Below are 16,852 nucleotides of genomic sequence, written 5' to 3'. Positions count from 1 at the left end.
CTTCAGACGCGCGCCGCGTCGGCGCCGGCTTCGGCGGCCACTTCACGCACATTCAGGGCTTGCGGCGGCAGCGGGTCGTGCGGGCGCGTCTCCAGCCAGAATCGGTACATCAGGTTCTTCGCGGTATCGAGGCGGTACGTGCTCGTCGCGCGCATGTCGGACAGCGGCTGGTAGTCGCGCTCGAGTGCCTGCATCGCGGCCTGCGCGGTGGCTTCGTGCCACACCGCGCCGTCGAGCACGGCTTCGGTGTGCGTCGCGCGCTTCGGCGTCGCGGCCATCCCGCCGAACGCGATGCGCGGCTCGCGCACCGTATCGCCGTCCGCGATGAACGCGAACGCCGCGCACACGGCCGAGATGTCGGAGTCGAAGCGCTTCGACAGCTTGTACGTGCGGAACTGCAGCTTCTCGCGCGCGCCGGTGCGGGTCGGCACCTTCAGGCCGACGACGAATTCGTGCGGCGCCATGTCCTTCTGCTGGTAGCCCGTGTAGAGCGCCTCGAGCGGCAGCTCGCGCACCGTGTCGCCGCCGCGCAGCACGACGCGCGCGCCGAGCGCGATCAGGCCCGGCATCGAATCGCCGATCGGCGAGCCGTTCGCGACGTTGCCGCCGATCGTGCCCGCGTTGCGGATCGGCAGCGACGCAAAGCGCTTCCACATCTCGGTCAGTTCCGGGTACGTGCCGGCCAGCGCCGCATACGCCTTCTCGACCGTCACGCCCGCGCCGATCTCGATCCAGTCGCCGCGCTCCACGAGGCGCTGCAGTTCGGCGATCTGGCCGACGTAGATCAGGTCGTCGAGCCGGCGCATCTGCTTCGTGACCCACAGGCCGATGTCGGTGCTGCCCGCGAGGATCCGCGCGTCGGGCCGCTCGGCCTTCAGTGCGGCCAGCGCGTCGAGCGTGCGCGGCGCCGCGAAGCGCGCGCCGTTGATCGTGGCGTAGTCGAACGTGTCGTCGCGCTTGAGCGATGCGAGCGTGCGGGCGAGCGCGGCCGTGTCGACCGGTGCCGACGGCGCCGGCGCGTCGAACATCTGCACCGCCGCGTCGACGATCGGGCGATAACCGGTGCAGCGGCACAGGTTGCCCGTCAGCGCATCGGCGATCTCGGTGCGCGTCGGCACGTCCTTCGCCTTCGCGCACGTGCTGGCGCTCGCGCAGCCTTCGTGGCCGTGCTTCTCGTACAGCGCCCACATCGACATCACGAAGCCGGGCGTGCAGAACCCGCATTGCGAACCGTGGCAGTCGACCATCGCCTGCTGCACCGGATGCAACGCGCCGTCCGGCTGGCGCAGGTCCTCGACCGTCAGCAGCGCCTTGCCGTCGAGCGTCGGCAGGAACTGGATGCACGCGTTGACGGCCTTGAACTCGACCGCGCCGGTGTCGGTCAGCTCGCCGACGACGACCGTGCACGCGCCGCAGTCGCCTTCCGCGCAGCCTTCCTTGGTGCCGGTGCAATGCGCGTCCTCGCGCAGGTATTGCAGCACGGTGCGGGTGACGTCCGCGCCGCTGACTTCGCGGATCGCGTGACGATGGTAGAAGCGAATCGGCTCACTCATGTCTCTATGATTCTTCAAATGGGGGGCAAAGCGGCCTGCGCGGGGCGCTCGACCGACGTTTTTCTGACAGTTTGCACGCTATCACCATCAAATTCCGCAACCCATAGCCCATCACGCATGGGGCCCATATAACTGCCGCGATATGAGCGCCGAGGCCGCCCGGCGCCCCTTCGCACGGTGCTCCGCGCGCCTCTCTAGCGTGCCCTCGCCGGTTCGCGAGCGTTGAAATCGGGTCGTGATTAACTAAATGGTACCTGCGTGAAAACCGGTTCCATGGGAAAATCCCGATTCCGCTTTTCGCCGTCTTCCGTTCCGTCACGCTCCGTTTCGCTCAATCGTTCCGACCCCATGTCAACCGACTCCGCCACACCACCGCGCAGCGGGTTCGCGGTCACGCTGCAAATCGTGTCCGTCGTCTGCTTCACGTTCATCTGCTACCTGACCATCGGCCTGCCGCTCGCGGTGCTGCCGGGCTTCGTCCATGACGACCTCGGTTTTTCCGCGATCGTCGCGGGCGGCGCGATCAGCGTCCAGTATTTCGCGACGCTCGCATCGCGGCCGCTCGCCGGGCGTTTCGCCGATACGCTCGGCCCGAAGCAGACGGTGCTGCGCGGGCTGATCGGCTGCGGCGTGTCGGGCGTGCTGCTGCTCATCGCGCTGCTGCTCGCGCACTGGCCGGTCGCGAGCCTCGTGCTGCTGGTCGCGAGCCGGCTCGTGCTCGGCGTCGGCGAGAGCCTGTGCGGCACCGGCGCGATCCTGTGGGGCATCGGCCGGGTCGGCGTCACGCACAACGCGAAGGTGATCTCGTGGAACGGCATCGCGACCTACGGCGCGCTCGCGCTCGGCGCGCCGGTCGGCGTCGCGATCGCGCATACGCTGAATCCGGCGCTGATCGGCGTGATCGTGATCGCGCTGGCCGCGACCGGCTTCTACCTTGCGCGCCTGATCGCCGCCGTGCCGCTCGTGCACGGCGAACGGATGTCGTATGCGAGCGTGTTCACGCGCGTGCTGCCGCACGGCCTCGGCCTCGCGCTCGGCTCGGCCGGCTTCGGCTCGATCGCAACCTTCGTCACGCTGTATTACGCGGCGCGCCACTGGCCGAACGCCGCGCTGTCGCTGACCGTGTTCGGCACGCTGTTCATCGGCGCGCGCCTGCTGTTCGCGAACACGATCAAAACTTACGGCGGCTTCCGCGTCGCGATCGTGTCGTTCGCGTTCGAATGCGCGGGCCTCGTGTTGCTGTGGCTCGCGCCCGTGCCGCACGTCGCGCTCGTCGGCGCCGCGCTGACGGGCTTCGGTTTCGCGCTGATCTTCCCCGCGCTCGGCGTCGAGGCGGTCGCGCTCGTGCCGCCGGCGAGCCGTGGCGCGGCGCTGTCCGCGTACTCGGTGTTCCTCGACCTGTCGCTCGGCATCACGGGCCCGCTCGCCGGCTATATCGCGGGCGCGTTCGGTTATCCGCAGGTGTTCCTGTTCGCGGCGGCCGCCGCCGCGGCGGGCGTCGCGCTGTCGATGGTGCTGTACCAGCGGCAGGCGCGCGTTGAGGGGAGCGGCGCGGCGGCGTAGGCGCCCGGGCGCGCGACGCATCTCGCGCGCCTTCGGAATGTCCCCAACGCGAAGCCGCCCGCCGGGCGGCCGGCGATACGCGGCTTAACGTGGCAGTATGTTGAAGTCCCGCAGCACGCGGGCAGCGTCGGCGTGGCGCCGGAACGGAACGGCTTGTGCCAGCCTGACTTTGGGTCCTGCACGATCGAAGAGCACGAGCGCTTCCGACGTGTTGATATGGCGTGACATATACAGAAAACCGTCGACCCGACGATCATGCCCGTGCACAGCGAGCGACCATTGTTGTGGGATGTCGTACGGTACGACAGTCGACAGCGCGCCATCGCCGCCGAGGATTTTCAGCGGCACGCCGTGCAAGATGGCCACCGTCAGCGGCGAACCGGTGAACGAAAGCACGAAGCGCTCAAGCTCGGTCGTCACGAGCGGAAAGCCGCCAGCGGCGAGATCAGCGACTTCGTCGTGCAGCACAGTCTCGGCGAACGCGCAGTGCAGGTCGAATCCGAAATAGCTGGTGCCGTACCGGCGCCGCTTGCGCGGGTCGTCGAAACGATTGCCACCCGACTTGCCGAAGTATGGCTCGCCCGTCTCGTATCGGGAAACGCGCACCAGCGACGCCGGTGCAATCTCCCGCGTGACCAGCGTCGCATTCGCGAAATGTTCGCTCGGCAGCCTCAACGTCAACCGCGCCTCCTAGCGTTCCGCGAACGCCGCCGCGGCACGCTCCACCTCGGCAGGCTTCCCTGCCGACAGCGCTTCCAGCGGCGTGGTGTTGCCAAGGGACGCCTTGGGTGTCGTGAAGAATTGCCATTTGCTCCACCCCGGCAAACCACCCAGGCGTTGTGTCACCTTCCCGAGCGTCTTGCGATCGATATCTCCCGTCAGATAGAAGGCCGGGTAATACTGCACCGCCCCCACGTCGACCGTGAAGATGCGCCCCGACGCGACCGCCTTGCTGAGCGCCTGCCGCGTTATGCCGAGCGCTGCCCAGAACTCCGCGGCCGATAGCAGCGCGCCCTGCGCAACGAGCGCCCGCCGTTCGGCCAGCGCGCGCTGCTCGAAATCAGCGACTGCGGCATCCGCGCGCGCCAGCGACTTCGCATGTTGCTTCGCACGGCGGGATGGTTGTCGGTCGCGGGTCGCGGCGGCCGCGATGCCGAACGTGATCGTGCCCGCCAGATCGATGACCTGGGCGATACCGATCTTGAACAGGTGCCCGAGTTGTTCGTCCGACAGCTTGAGCAGCGCACGGGCCCGATCGGGCCCGAGCATGGTCGCGGCCCCAACGGCGCTGCGCAACGCCTCCTCCGTCTCGACATCGAGAATCTCAGCCACGCTTTCAAGTGCACGAGCCTGCCTGACCATCTCCGCCTCCTTACCCAACCGGAGATGCCAGCCTAGCCCCGAATCGAAACCAAGTCAACCAAGTCAACCTTTCGTCCAGTCGCGCCATGCCGCGCCTCACCCGTCTAGCCGTCGTCAGGCCGTCCGGAGAAACAACCGGCGCGTCAGGTCGAACGCGACAAGATTGCCGGCCACCACGAGCAGCAGCCCGATCACCGCGAGCGGCGACCACTGGTAACCCTCGAACACCGTCGACACGGCCAGCGCGACGATCGGGAACAGTACCGTGCAATACGCGGCGCGCTCCGGCCCGATCCGGCCGACGAGCGTCAGGTACGCGGTAAAGCCGATCACCGAACCCGGCACGGCCAGGTAGACGAGCGCGCCGAGATAACGCGGGCTCAGGTCGAGCGTGAACGGCATTCCGGCCACCGCGCTGCCGACGGTCAGGATCACCGCGCCGATCAGCATCGCCCAGCCGTTGGTCGCAAGCGGATGCAGCCCCATCGACTGCATCCGGCTCGACAGCAGGTTGCCGGCCGAGAAGCACATCGTGCCGGCGAACGCGATCGCGAGCCCCATCCAGGTCGCATGATCGTCGAGATGGCCGGCCATCTGCTGCCAGAACAGGCACGCGATGCCGACCAGGCCAAGCAACGCGCCGGCGATCGCCGACGGACGCAGCGGCCGGCCCATGAACAGCCGGCCGTTGATCGAATTCAACAGCGGCGCGGTCGAGAAGATCACCGCGACGAGGCCGCTCGGCACGACCTGCTCCGCGTAGTAGAAGCACAGGAAGTTCAGGCAGAACAGCGCGAAGCCCTGCGCGACGAGGAAGCGCCACGCCTCGCGCGGCGGCCGGACCGGCCGGCGCATCACGCGCAGCAGCGCGAACAGCACGGCGGCCGCGAGCCAGAAGCGCCACGCGATCGACACGGGCGGCGGCACGGCGCCGAGCTGCCACTTGATCGCGATCCAGGTGGTGCCCCAGATCAGCACGGTGACGAAATAAAGCGACAGGTTCATGGCGGTGGCGGTCCGAAAGGCGGGTGAAACGGGATCCCGACTATGCCGCCGCAGGGCGCGCGCCGATTGTCCGGAATTGCGGTCTTTTGCGGGCCGCCGCACCCGCTGCCGCGCGCCCGCTTATACTCGTCGCATCATGAGCCTCTCCCTCTCCGCCCCGCCCGTCGACCGCGCCGCCGCCCTGGCCGACGGCGATCTGCCGTTCGGCCTGCAGTCGGTCTGCCGCACGCTCGCCGACGCGAACGCGACGCTCGAGCGCTTCGCGTGGCTCGGCGACCATCTCGCGATCGCCGAATGGACGCGCATCACCGACGAAAGCGAGACGGTCTACGAGCAGCCCGGCCACCACACGCTGTCGTGCTACCTCGACGGCGGCTACCGGACCGAGCGCCAGCGCGTGCCGCGCTACGGCGCGCCGAGCCTGCTGTGCGCGCTGCCGGGCGACCATGAATCGCGCTGGTGGGTGCGCGGCGAGATGCACTTCATCCACCTGTATTTCCTGCCGGAGCACTTCACGCAGCGCGCGATCCGCGAACTCGACCGCGAGCCGCGCGAGCTGAAGCTCGCCGACCGCACCTATTTCGAGGATGCGCGCGTCGCCGCGCTGCTGCGCTCGCTCGCGCTGGACGGCTGGGACGATGCCGACGAGCGGCTGCGCGTGAACGAAACCGCGCACGAGGTGCTGAGCCTGCTGCTGCGCGGGCAGAGCACGACGCGCACCGACGTATCGTTTCGCGGCGGGCTCGCGCCGGCCGTGCGCCGCCGCGTGCGCGACTACATCGACACGTATCTGACACAGCCGCTGACGCTCGGCGAACTCGCCGACGTCGCCACGCTGTCCGAATACCACTTCTCGCGGATGTTCCGGCTATCGTTCGGCCGCGCGCCGCATGCGTGGGTTGCCGAGCAGCGGCTTGCGCGAGCGCGCGAGCTGCTGCGCACGACGGCACTGCCGCTCGCGCAGATCGCGGCCGACTGCGGCTACGCGAACGCCGGCCACTTCAGCCATCGCTTTCGCGACGCGCACGGCACGACGCCGAATACGTACCGGCGCGCGATGCAGGGCCGCTGAGCGCGGCCCGTCGCGGCGTTACGCGCCGCGTTGCGACAGTTCCTGTTCGAGCGCCGCGACACCGGCCGGCAGGTCGACCGGCACCTTCAGGTCGACCATCGTGCGGCCGAACGCATGCAGCGTGCGGAACAGGTTGTGTTCGCGGCACTGCTCGCCCATCTGCCCGATCCGCACGATCGGCAAGCCGAACGAGCCCGAGATCTCGACCTGGTACTGCTTCGAGATATGGCCGCAGACCATGCCGGGCGTCAGCCCTTCCGGCGTCTCGATCCCGACCACCGAATTGAGCCGGCAGTCTTTCGGCGCATAGAGCTTGAGCCCCATCGACTCGACGCCCGCCTGCAGCGCGAGCGAGCAGCGCAGATGGCGCGCGAAGCGGCTTTCGAGCGTCTCCGCGCAGACGAGCCGCAGCGCCTCGTGCAGCGCGAGCACGCCCGACACGGGCGCCGTGTAGTGATATCCCGCGTTGTGCCAGAAGTTCTCCGCGAGCGCCATGTCGAGGCACCAGTGCGTGTTCGGTTCGGCGCGATGCTTCATCCGCTCCCACGCGGCGTCGGAGAACGCGATCAGCGATACGCCCGGGATCGACGACAAGCCCTTCTGACCGCCGGTGATCACCGCGTCGATGCCCCACGCGTCCATCTCGAGCGGCATCGTCGACAGCGTGCACACCGCGTCGACGACGACCAGCGCGCCGGCCGCCTTCGCAAGCGCCGCGATATCGCGCAGGTCGCGGTTCCACACCGTGTTCGACGTCTCGCCCTGCACGATCGTGACGATCTCGGGCCGCTCGCGCGCGATCGCGTCCGCGATCTCGTCGAGGCTCGCGACCGCGCGGTCGGCCACCTCGAGCGTCGCGACGTCGGCGCCGACGCGCGTGGCCATCTCGGCCATCCGCGCGCTGAAGAAGCCGTTGCGGATCGACAGCACGCGCGTGCCGCGCCATGCGAGGTTCGAGATCGCCATTTCCATCGCGGCCGAGCCGGGGCCCGCGACGCCGAGCACCCACTTCGTGCGGGTCTGGAACACGTAACGCGCCATCTCCTTCACCTGCTCGATGATCTTCGCCATCGTCGCGCCGAGGTGATTGATCACGATCGTGTTCGCCTTCGCGACGGCGGCCGGGATCGGAACCGGGCCGGCCCCCATCATCAGCAGCGGTTCTTCGGGCAGGATCGCGTCGAGCGGCACGACGACGGGACAGGGAATCGGCGAGTAATCGATGGACATGGCTGGTAAAGGATGAGGAAAGGAAATGCACGGATGCTCGCCGCGCTGCATGGCGAACTGATCGATCATTCCGCGTTCCGCGGCCTCGCGCAAGAGGCACGCGCCGCCGGACAGCGCGCCGGTGGCCCGGTCGCCGGACCGGGCCAGCCGGCAGGACACTTATCTCGCGACGAGATTCCGGATTGGAAAAGGATTGCCGGCCGGTTGTGAAACGGTTCCATGCACGCGATTTTCTCGGGCAGTATCGCTGCGATTGGCCGAGGCCGACGGTTCAGCACGACTTGTGCATCGAACAAAATAGACCGGATGCCGGATAAAAATCCGCCGCGCGGAATACGATACGCAAAATTCGCGTGTGGAAAAAACATCTATTACGGTTGCATGTATTGGGGAGCGATTCCCCTATTTATCCGATCCCGGCTGTCCGAATCACACACAACCGATTGATTAACATAAGAAATATTCGCACCTTCGGCACATACTCAAATACCGATCCGGTTTTCCAGGCAGGCGCTTGCGCGCTCTACCACGTTTAACCGGTACTCGCGATTTAGATTTTCCGCAACCCGCCCATTTTCTCAGGTTGACGGATATCGCTTCTGTATTTAACAATCGTCTACAGAATCGAAAAACGATTTTTTCGATGCGATGGAGAACTGGGGGCCGCGCGATGCGCTTTCGAGGTTGCGCGGCGAAAATCCACAACCATAATCAATCAACCGGGCCAGAAATACGCCAGCCATGAACCAGATTCAGACCATGCGTGTCTTCGTCTGCGTCGCCGAGCAGCAAAGCTTCCGGCGCGCGGCGCACCATCTCGGCGTGTCCAATGCGCTCGTCACGCGTTCGATCGCGATGCTCGAGGGCCACCTGAACACACGGCTGATCCACCGCACCACGCGCAACCTGTCGCTCACCGAGGCCGGCGTACGCTACCTCGACGGTTGCCGTGCGCTGCTCGAGGAGTTCGATCACCTCGAATCGTCCGTCGCGCATGCCGTGCGCGAACCGGCCGGCACGCTGCGCGTCGTCGCGTCGGGCCTGCTGTCGCCGCTTGCGCTGACGCCGCTCGTCAGCAGCTTCCGGCACCGCTACCCCGAGCTGCGCGTGCAGCTGACCGTCTCCGAGGGGCCGCTCGACGTGCTCGATTCGGGCTACGACGTCGGCATCATCACGGGCAACCGGCTCGACGGCAATCCGACGCTGATCGGCCATGCGCTCGCGCCGAACCCGTTCGTCGCGTGCGCGGCGCCGGCCTATCTCGAGCGACGCGGCGAGCCGCGCGTGCCCGACGACCTGCCGGGCCACGACTGGGTCACGCTCGCGCCGCACCAGCATGCGCCCGCGTGGCAACTGATCGGTCACGACGGCGTCGCGCATTCCGTCACGGTGCGCCCGGCCTGCACGGTCAACCAACTCGCGCTCGTCCAGGCGGCCGCCGTTGCCGGGGCCGGCATCGCGGTGCTGCCCGAACCGTGCGTCGCCGACGCGCTCGCCACCGGCACACTCGTGCGGCTGCTGGCCGGCTACCGGATCGACGATCCCGACACGCAGTTGTCGCTCGTCTATCCGAACCGCCAGTACGTGCCGGCCCGCACGCGCAGCTTCGTCGAGCACGCGCTCGATCATTTCAGCGCGCAGACGGCCCGCGAGCGGGTGGACTACAGCTTCCTGCGTCCGCCGCGCGGGCCCGAACGCTCCGACATCGTCACGGGCCTGCAGTAAACTGCGTGCGACAGCCATCGGAGGTGCAGCGTGCGCGTGATCCTGTTCAGCAGCCGGCAGTACGACAACGATTCGTTTACTGTCGTCAACCGGCAGTTCGGCTATCGGCTGCACTTCCAGCCGTCGCACCTCGACGCGGAAACCGCGATCCTCGCGCATGGTTATGAAGTCGTCTGCCCGTTCGTCAACGACACCGTCGACGCGGCCGTGCTCGCACGGCTCGCCGACGGCGGCACGCGCCTGATCGCGCTGCGCTCGGCGGGCTTCAACCACGTCGACCTCGCGGCGGCCGAGCGGCTCGGCATCACGGTCGTGCGCGTGCCCGCCTATTCGCCGCATGCGGTCGCCGAGCACGCGGTCGCGCTGATCCTCGCGCTCAACCGTCGCTTGCCGCGCGCCGTCGCGCGCACCCGCGAAGGCGACTTCTCGCTGAACGGGCTGCTCGGCTTCGACCTGCACGGCAAGACCGTCGGCGTGATCGGCACCGGCATCATCGGCAGCGTGTTCGCGAAGATCATGATGGGCTTCGGGATGCATGTGCTCGCGCATTCGGTGCCGCCGTACAACGACGAGCTGATTGCGTTCGGCGCGCGCTATGTCGAGCTCGACGAGCTGCTGCACCACGCCGACGTCGTCAGCCTGCACTGCCCGCTGCTGCCGTCGACGCACCATCTGATCAACGAACGCACGCTCGCGCGGATGAAGCACGGCGCGATGCTGATCAACACGGGCCGCGGCGGCCTCGTCGACGCGCAGGCGCTGATCGACGCGCTCAAGAGCGGCCGGCTCGGCCATCTCGGGCTCGACGTGTACGAGGAGGAAAGCGGGCTCTTCTTCGAGGATCACTCCGACCAGCCGCTGCAGGACGACGTGCTCGCACGGCTGCTGACGTTCCCGAACGTGATCGTCACGTCGCACCAGGCGTTCTTCACGCGCGAGGCGCTGGCGGAGATCGCGCAGACGACGCTGCGCAACATCGAGGCCTGGCATGCGGGCACGCCGCAGAACGTCGTGACGGCGATTCGCTGACAAATCGACGAAATTGGCTCATTTGATGGTTGCCGGCGCCACCGCAATCGTTTGCTTGCGCCCACTGCTGCGCAACCGGTCTTTTTCATGAACAATTTCGCGCTTTGTTTCGACTGATGTAACGATTCCCGCGCGCCGTCTGCTATCGTTGCGCCGACGTTACCCCGCCTCCTCCCGCTCATGCGTTTCGACGACTCCGCCATCGCCGCGGTCTACCGCGCCATCTTCGAACGGCGCGACATGCGCCATTTCACACCGGCGCCCGTCGATCCGGCCGTGCTCGCGCGGCTGCTGCGCGCGGCGCACCATGCGCCGAGCGTCGGTTTCATGCAGCCGTGGCGCTTCATCCGCATCACCGATCCCGCGCTGCGCACCGCGATCCACGCGCTGGTCGACGCCGAGCGCCGCGCAACCGCCGATGCGCTCGGCGAGCGCCAGGACGAGTTCATGCGACTGAAGGTCGAAGGCGTGCGCGAATGCGGCGAGCTGCTGGTCGTCGCGCTCGCCGACGGCCGCGAGCGCCATGTGTTCGGCCGCCGTACGCTGCCGGAGATGGATCTCGCGTCCGCCGCGTGCGCGATCCAGAACATGTGGCTCGCAGCCCGCGCGGAAGGGCTCGGGATGGGCTGGGTGTCGCTGTTCGACGTCGATGCGCTGCGCACGCTGCTCCGGATGCCCGACGGCGCGAAACCGATCGCCGTGCTGTGCGTCGGGCATGTCGATGCGTTCTACGCGAAGCCGATGCTGGAAGAAGAGCGCTGGGCCGCGCGGATGCCGATCGAAGCGTGCCTGTTCGAGAACGGCTGGGACGATCCGGCCACGCTCGACGCCGCCGGCTCGCCCGCGTCGCCCGCAACCCCGGCGCCGGATGCCGACTCGGCCAACGCATCGAACCCCAGCGCCGACGGATCACCTGAACGAATCGCGTAAACCGCGGCCCGGCCGCCACCCTCGTTCCGACCCCGACGCACTCACCGCCGCAAACCGTTGCCGAATCCCACACTGTGAGCGTCACGCGCGTTGCCCCGTCGCACGCCGGCAACAACCGTTTTGGCCCCGAGCGTAGGGGTTTTCACTGAAGTAGAATCGCGCTGTCGTTCGCCTTACCGTCCGCCCGTCCCGCGCATCCTGCGCCTGGCTCGAGCGGCGGCTTTTCCCGAGCCTACCGCGATGCCCTTACCTCTTTTCGCCCTTGCCGTCGCCGCTTTTGGAATCGGTACCACCGAATTCGTGATCATGGGGCTGCTGCCCAATGTCGCGCGCGATCTCGGCGTGTCGATTCCGGCCGCCGGGATGCTCGTGTCGGGTTACGCGCTCGGCGTGACGATCGGCGCGCCGATCCTCGCGATCGTCACCGCGAAAATGCCGCGCAAGCGCGCGCTGATGGGGCTGATCGGGCTGTTCATCGCGGGCAACCTGTTCTGCGCGATCGCCCCCGGTTATGCAGTGCTGATGGCCGCGCGCGTCGTCACCGCGTTCTGCCACGGCGCGTTCTTCGGGATCGGTTCGGTGGTCGCGAGCAACCTCGTCGCGCCGAACCGCCGCGCGCAGGCCATCGCGCTGATGTTCACCGGCCTCACGCTCGCGAACGTGCTCGGCGTGCCGCTCGGCACCGCGCTCGGCCAGGCGTTCGGCTGGCGCGCGACGTTCTGGGCCGTCACCGGCATCGGCATCGTCGCGGCCGCCGCGCTCGCGGTCTGCCTGCCGAAAAATCTCGCGATGCCCGACACCAGCATCACGCGCGAATTCAGCGTGCTGAAGCACCCGCAGGTGCTGATGGTGCTCGGCATCAGCGTGCTCGCGTCCGCGAGCCTGTTCAGCGTGTTCACCTACATCACGCCGATCCTCGAGGATGTGACCGGCTTCTCGCCGCGCCAGGTCACCTACGTGCTGCTGCTGTTCGGCCTCGGCCTGACGGTCGGCGGCACGCTCGGCGGCAAGCTCGCCGACTGGCGCCGGATGCCGTCGCTGATCGCGACGCTCGCACTGATCGGCGTCGTCCTCGCGCTGTTCGCGGGCACGATGCACCTGCCGTTCGCCGCGCTCGCGACGATCTTCGTGTGGGGCATCCTCGCGTTCGCGATCGTGCCGCCGCTGCAGATCATGATCGTCGATCGCGCGAGCGACGCACCGAACCTCGCGTCGACGCTGAACCAGGGCGCGTTCAACCTCGGCAATGCGACCGGCGCGTGGCTCGGCGGGATGGCGATCGGTTCCGGCGTGTCGCTCGTGAACCTGCCGTGGGTCGGGGTCGCGATGGCCGTCGCGGCGCTCGCGCTCACGCTGTGGTCGGCGTCGCTCGAACGTCGTCCGGTGGCCGTACCGACCGAATACGTGTAACGCAACAGCGCGCATTCGTTGCGCGCGCAACCCCATTCGATGCTGATGGCCTTCATGGACCTTTCAAGGTCCGCGGTGTAGCATCCCGGCCGATGAAAGCCATTCTCAATCGTGATTTCCTCGCGCTGATCCTGAGCGTCGCGGTCGTCGGCCTCGGAACCGGCGCCACGCTGCCGCTCACCGCGCTCGCGCTGACCGAAGCCGGACACGGCACCAACGTCGTCGGCATGCTGACGGCCGCGCAGGCGCTCGGCGGCCTCGCGATCGTCCCGTTCGTCACCGCGCTCGCGCGGCGCATCGGCTCGCGCCGCGCGATCGTCGTGTCGGTCGTGCTGCTCGCCGCGGCCACCGCGCTGATGCAGTTCACGTCGAACCTGATCCTGTGGGGCGTGCTGCGCGTGCTGTGCGGCGCCGCGCTGATGCTGCTGTTCACGATCGGCGAGGCGTGGGTCAACCAGCTCGCCGACGATTCGACGCGCGGCCGCGTCGTCGCGATCTACGCAACCAATTTCACGCTGTTCCAGATGGCGGGCCCGGTGCTCGTGAGCCAGATCGCGGGCGCGACAAGCATCCGCTTCGCGCTGTGCGGCGCGCTGTTCCTGCTCGCGCTGCCAACGCTCGCGACGATCCGGCGCGCGCCGCTCGCCGGCGACGACGCGCGTCACGCGGAACACGACCACTGGCTCGCAGTGCTGCCGCGCATGCCCGCGCTGATCATCGGCACCGGGTTCTTCGCGCTGTTCGATACGCTCGCGCTGTCGCTGCTGCCGCTCTACGCGATGGATCACGGCGTCGCGAGCGCCACCGCCGTGCTGCTCGCGTCGATCATGCTGTTCGGCGATACCGCGATGCAGTTCCCGATCGGCTGGCTCGCGGACAAGCTCGGCCGCGAACGCGTGCACCTCGGCGCGGGCTGGATCGTGCTGGCCGGCCTGCCGCTGCTGCCGTTCGTCATCGCGAATCCGTGGCTGTGCTGGCCGCTGCTGTTCGTGCTCGGCGCGGCGGCCGGCAGCATCTACACGCTGTCGCTCGTCGCGTGCGGCGAACGCTTCCGCGGCGCGGCGCTCGTCACCGCGAGCTCGCTCGTGTCGGCCTCGTGGAGCGCCGCGAGCTTCGGCGGCCCGCTGGTCGCGGGCGCGTTGATGGAACAAGTGGGCAGCAACGCGCTGGTCGGCGTGCTGGTCGTCTGCGTCGCGGCATTCGTCGCGGCCGCGCTGTGGGAACGCCGCGCCGCGTTGCAACGCGCGGTCTGATACCGGCCCACCAAATGACGACGGCCCGCGCAATGCGGGCCGTCCGGACCTTCCGTGTCGCGCGCGACGTCCGTCGCGTTATGCGCTTCGCGCCGGCAGGATCTTGCCGGCGCAGGTGCCGAAGCCGACGCGATAACCGTCGCCCTGGCACCATCCGGCGAGCGTCAGCTCATCGCCATCCTCGATGAACGCGCGGCTGCCGCCACCGTTCAGCGCGATCGGCTCCTTGCCGTTCCACGTCAGTTCGAGCAGGCTGCCGAACGAATCCTTCGTCGGCCCGCTGATCGTGCCCGAACCCATCAGGTCGCCGACCCGCGTGTTGCAGCCCGCGACCGTGTGATGCGCAAGCTGCTGCGCCATCGTCCAGTACATGTGCTTGAAGTTGGTGCGGCAGATCGACGTGGCTTCGGCGTCGCCTTCGGCGCGCAGCGTCACTTCGAGCGCGATGTCGAACGCATGCTTGCCCGCGTGCTGCAGATACGCGAGCGGCTGCGGCGCCTGCTCGGGCTGCGCGGTGCGGAACGGCTCGAGCGCGTCGAGCGTGACGATCCACGGCGAGATCGTCGTCGCGAAGGTCTTCGCGTTGAACGGGCCGAGCGGCACGTATTCCCACTGCTGGATGTCGCGCGCGCTCCAGTCGTTCAGCAGCACCATCCCGAAGATATGCGCTTCCGCGTCCTCGCACGCGATCGGCTCGCCGAGCGCATTGCCGCGGCCGACGATGAAGCCCGTCTCCAGTTCGATGTCGAGCTTGCGGCACGCGCCGAACACCGGGCGCTCCTGGTCGGGCAGCTTCAGTTGCCCGTTCGGGCGCCGCACCGGCGTGCCGCTCACGACCACCGACGACGCGCGGCCGTTGTAGCCGATCGGCATCTCCGACCAGTTCGGCAGCAGTGCATTCTTCGGATCGCGGAACATCGAGCCGACGTTGGTCGCGTGTTCCTTCGACGAATAGAAATCGGTGTAGCCGGGAATCTCGACCGGCAGATGCAGTGTCGCGTCGCGCTGCGCGACCAGCACTTGCGCGCGCAGTGCAGCGTCGTCGCGCAGCCGCGCGTTGTCGCGCGAGAACAGGTCCGACAGTTGCACGCGCACGCTGCGCCATGCATCGCGGCCGAGCGCGATGAACGCATTGAGCGTCGGCGCGGCGAACGCATCGGCGCCGGCCGGCAACGTCACGAGGCCCGCGCGCGCGAGCGCCGCGAGATCGACGATCTGGTCGCCGAGCGCGACGCCCGCACGACGCGCCGCCTGCTTCGTATCGCTGAAGATCCCGAACGGCAGGTTCTGGATCGGAAAATCGCAGGCGGGATCGTTCGCCGTGTCGACCCAGCTCTTGCGGGCCGGGTCGAGCGTCGCGCGCCAGTCTTGGGTATCGCTCATCGTTGCTCCGGGTTGAAGTGTTTCTGGATGCCTTGCCAGCATTCGAAGTAATCCGCCTGCAGCTGCGCGGTGTCGAGCGCGTAACGCGTCGGCCGGATCAGCGTGCGGGTCTCGAACATGAACGCCATCGTCGCGTCGACCTTGTGCGGCTTCGTCGTGTCGCTCGCGGACGCCTTCTCGAACGTGTCCGCGTCGGGCCCGTGGCCTGACATGCAGTTGTGCAGGCTCGCGCCGCCCGGCACGAAGCCTTCGGCCTTCGCGTCGTATGCGCCGTGCACGAGCCCCATGAATTCGCTCGCGACGTTGCGGTGGAACCAGGGCGGACGGAACGTATCCTCGGCCGCGAGCCAGCGCGGCGGGAAGATCACGAAGTCGATCGTGTCGACGCCCGGTGTGTCGCTCTGCGACTGCAGCACCAGGAAGATCGACGGATCGGGATGGTCGAAGCTGATCGAGCCGATCGTGTTGAACAGGCGCAGGTCGTATTTGTACGGCACGTAGTTGCCGTGCCACGCGACGACGTCGAGCGGCGAATGACCGATGTCCGCGCGCCACAGGCGCCCGTTCAGCTTCGCGATCAGCTCGAACGCGCCTTCGCGGTCTTCGTATGCGGCCTGCGGCGTCAGGAAGTCGCGCGGGTTCGCGAGACCGTTCGAGCCGATCGGGCCGAGATCCGGCAGGCGCAGCTGCGCGCCGAAGTTTTCGCAGATGTAGCCGCGCGCGTCGCCGTCCGGCAGCGCGACGGAAAAACGCACGCCGCGCGGAATCACCGCGATCTCGAACGGCTCGACGTCGAGCCGGCCGAATTCGGTTGCGATGAACAGGCGCCCCTGCTGCGGAACGATCAGCAGTTCGCCGTCCGCGCTATAGAAGAAGCGGTCCTGCATCGAGCGGTTCGCCGCGTACAGGTGAATCGCGCAGCCGTTCATCGCGGCCGCCGAGCCGTTGCCGGCCATCGTCACCAGCCCCTCGACGAAATCGGTCGGCTCGACCGGCATCGGCAGCGGATCCCAGCGCAACTGGTTCGGCGGGGTCGGCGGCACGTCGGCCGAGTCGCCGAATTCCGACACGAGCCGCTGCGGGCCCGCGAACGGTTCGAACGGCCGGTGCACCGCCGCCGGGCGGATGCGGTACAGCCACGAGCGGCGGTTGTGGCCGCGCGGCGCGGTAAACGCGGTGCCCGACAGTTGCTCCGCATACAGCCCGTACGGCGCGCGCTGCGGCGAGTTGCGGCCGTGCGGCAGCGCGCCGGGCAGTGCCTCGGTCGCGAATTCGTTCGCGAAACCGCTCAGGTAGCCGGCGGTTGCCGGTTTCGACAGGTCAAGCGTCATCGTTTC

Annotated in this window: 15 protein-coding genes; 8 read left to right on the top strand and 7 right to left on the bottom strand. The window is 68.0% G+C overall.

The features are described from left to right. Positions 1-2: 2 nt before the first annotated feature. The gene (gene xdhA, locus H3H55_RS03955; protein ID WP_193097728.1) at positions 3-1,553 is read right to left on the bottom strand and encodes a xanthine dehydrogenase small subunit; all 1,551 of its coding nucleotides are present in this window, start codon (positions 1,551-1,553) and stop codon (positions 3-5) included. Positions 1,554-1,901: 348 nt separating this feature from the next. Here xdhA and H3H55_RS03950 point away from each other — a divergent pair, with 348 nt between their 5' ends. Next, positions 1,902-3,116, top strand: a complete 1,215-nt coding sequence (locus H3H55_RS03950) for an MFS transporter (protein ID WP_048242854.1) — start codon at positions 1,902-1,904, stop codon at positions 3,114-3,116. Positions 3,117-3,200: 84 nt separating this feature from the next. Here the strand turns inward: H3H55_RS03950 and H3H55_RS03945 are convergent, their stop codons facing one another. From H3H55_RS03945 to H3H55_RS03935, 3 genes are all read right to left on the bottom strand, one after another. Next, positions 3,201-3,797, bottom strand: a complete 597-nt coding sequence (locus H3H55_RS03945; protein WP_129513836.1) for an RES family NAD+ phosphorylase — start codon at positions 3,795-3,797, stop codon at positions 3,201-3,203. A gap of 9 nt (positions 3,798-3,806) precedes the next feature. Beyond that, positions 3,807-4,478 carry a hypothetical protein gene (locus H3H55_RS03940; RefSeq protein ID WP_193097727.1) on the bottom strand — a complete coding sequence of 224 codons (672 nt, stop codon included), beginning with the start codon at positions 4,476-4,478 and terminating at the stop codon, positions 3,807-3,809. Between the two features lie 114 nt (positions 4,479-4,592). After that, the gene (locus H3H55_RS03935; protein ID WP_193097726.1) at positions 4,593-5,483 is read right to left on the bottom strand and encodes a DMT family transporter; all 891 of its coding nucleotides are present in this window, start codon (positions 5,481-5,483) and stop codon (positions 4,593-4,595) included. A gap of 136 nt (positions 5,484-5,619) precedes the next feature. Between H3H55_RS03935 and H3H55_RS03930 the strand changes: the two genes are divergently transcribed. Then, positions 5,620-6,555 carry a helix-turn-helix domain-containing protein gene (locus H3H55_RS03930; protein WP_193097725.1) on the top strand — a complete coding sequence of 312 codons (936 nt, stop codon included), beginning with the start codon at positions 5,620-5,622 and terminating at the stop codon, positions 6,553-6,555. Between the two features lie 18 nt (positions 6,556-6,573). On the opposite strand, the gene H3H55_RS03925 is transcribed toward H3H55_RS03930, so the two are convergent. Continuing rightward, on the bottom strand, positions 6,574-7,785 hold the full coding sequence (locus H3H55_RS03925; protein ID WP_166957014.1) for a pyridoxal-phosphate-dependent aminotransferase family protein: 1,212 nt from the start codon (positions 7,783-7,785) through the stop codon (positions 6,574-6,576). A 33-nt stretch (positions 7,786-7,818) separates the two neighbouring features. Between H3H55_RS03925 and H3H55_RS03920 the strand changes: the two genes are divergently transcribed. The 6 genes from H3H55_RS03920 (at position 7,819) to H3H55_RS03895 (ending at position 14,132) form a co-directional block, all read left to right on the top strand. Next, complete coding sequence (locus H3H55_RS03920) at positions 7,819-7,995, top strand: hypothetical protein (RefSeq protein ID WP_193097724.1); 177 nt, start codon at positions 7,819-7,821, stop codon at positions 7,993-7,995. A 531-nt stretch (positions 7,996-8,526) separates the two neighbouring features. Continuing rightward, positions 8,527-9,510 carry a LysR family transcriptional regulator gene (locus tag H3H55_RS03915; RefSeq protein WP_048242861.1) on the top strand — a complete coding sequence of 328 codons (984 nt, stop codon included), beginning with the start codon at positions 8,527-8,529 and terminating at the stop codon, positions 9,508-9,510. A 30-nt stretch (positions 9,511-9,540) separates the two neighbouring features. Next, positions 9,541-10,539 carry a 2-hydroxyacid dehydrogenase gene (locus H3H55_RS03910; RefSeq protein ID WP_193097723.1) on the top strand — a complete coding sequence of 333 codons (999 nt, stop codon included), beginning with the start codon at positions 9,541-9,543 and terminating at the stop codon, positions 10,537-10,539. 180 nt (positions 10,540-10,719) lie between these two features. Beyond that, positions 10,720-11,469: a 5,6-dimethylbenzimidazole synthase gene (gene bluB / locus H3H55_RS03905; RefSeq protein WP_193097722.1), complete on the top strand. Its 750-nt coding sequence runs from the start codon at positions 10,720-10,722 to the stop codon at positions 11,467-11,469. Between the two features lie 240 nt (positions 11,470-11,709). Beyond that, on the top strand, positions 11,710-12,879 hold the full coding sequence (locus H3H55_RS03900; RefSeq protein ID WP_193097721.1) for an MFS transporter: 1,170 nt from the start codon (positions 11,710-11,712) through the stop codon (positions 12,877-12,879). Between the two features lie 92 nt (positions 12,880-12,971). Then, entirely contained in the window at positions 12,972-14,132 is a 1,161-nt protein-coding gene (locus H3H55_RS03895; RefSeq protein ID WP_193097720.1) for an MFS transporter, read from the top strand. A 78-nt stretch (positions 14,133-14,210) separates the two neighbouring features. Here the strand turns inward: H3H55_RS03895 and fahA are convergent, their stop codons facing one another. Then, a complete protein-coding gene (fahA, locus tag H3H55_RS03890; RefSeq protein WP_193097719.1) occupies positions 14,211-15,515 on the bottom strand; it encodes a fumarylacetoacetase in 1,305 nt (434 codons plus the stop codon). Beyond that, positions 15,512-16,846: a homogentisate 1,2-dioxygenase gene (gene hmgA / locus H3H55_RS03885; protein ID WP_193097718.1), complete on the bottom strand. Its 1,335-nt coding sequence runs from the start codon at positions 16,844-16,846 to the stop codon at positions 15,512-15,514. Before hmgA ends, fahA begins: the two co-directional genes overlap by 4 nt. Positions 16,847-16,852 lie beyond the last annotated feature (6 nt).

It is taken from the genome of Burkholderia sp. Z1, from assembly GCF_014893795.1.
GTDB classification, from domain to species: domain Bacteria; phylum Pseudomonadota; class Gammaproteobacteria; order Burkholderiales; family Burkholderiaceae; genus Burkholderia; species Burkholderia theae.
This window is presented reverse-complemented; position numbering and strand designations above follow the sequence as displayed.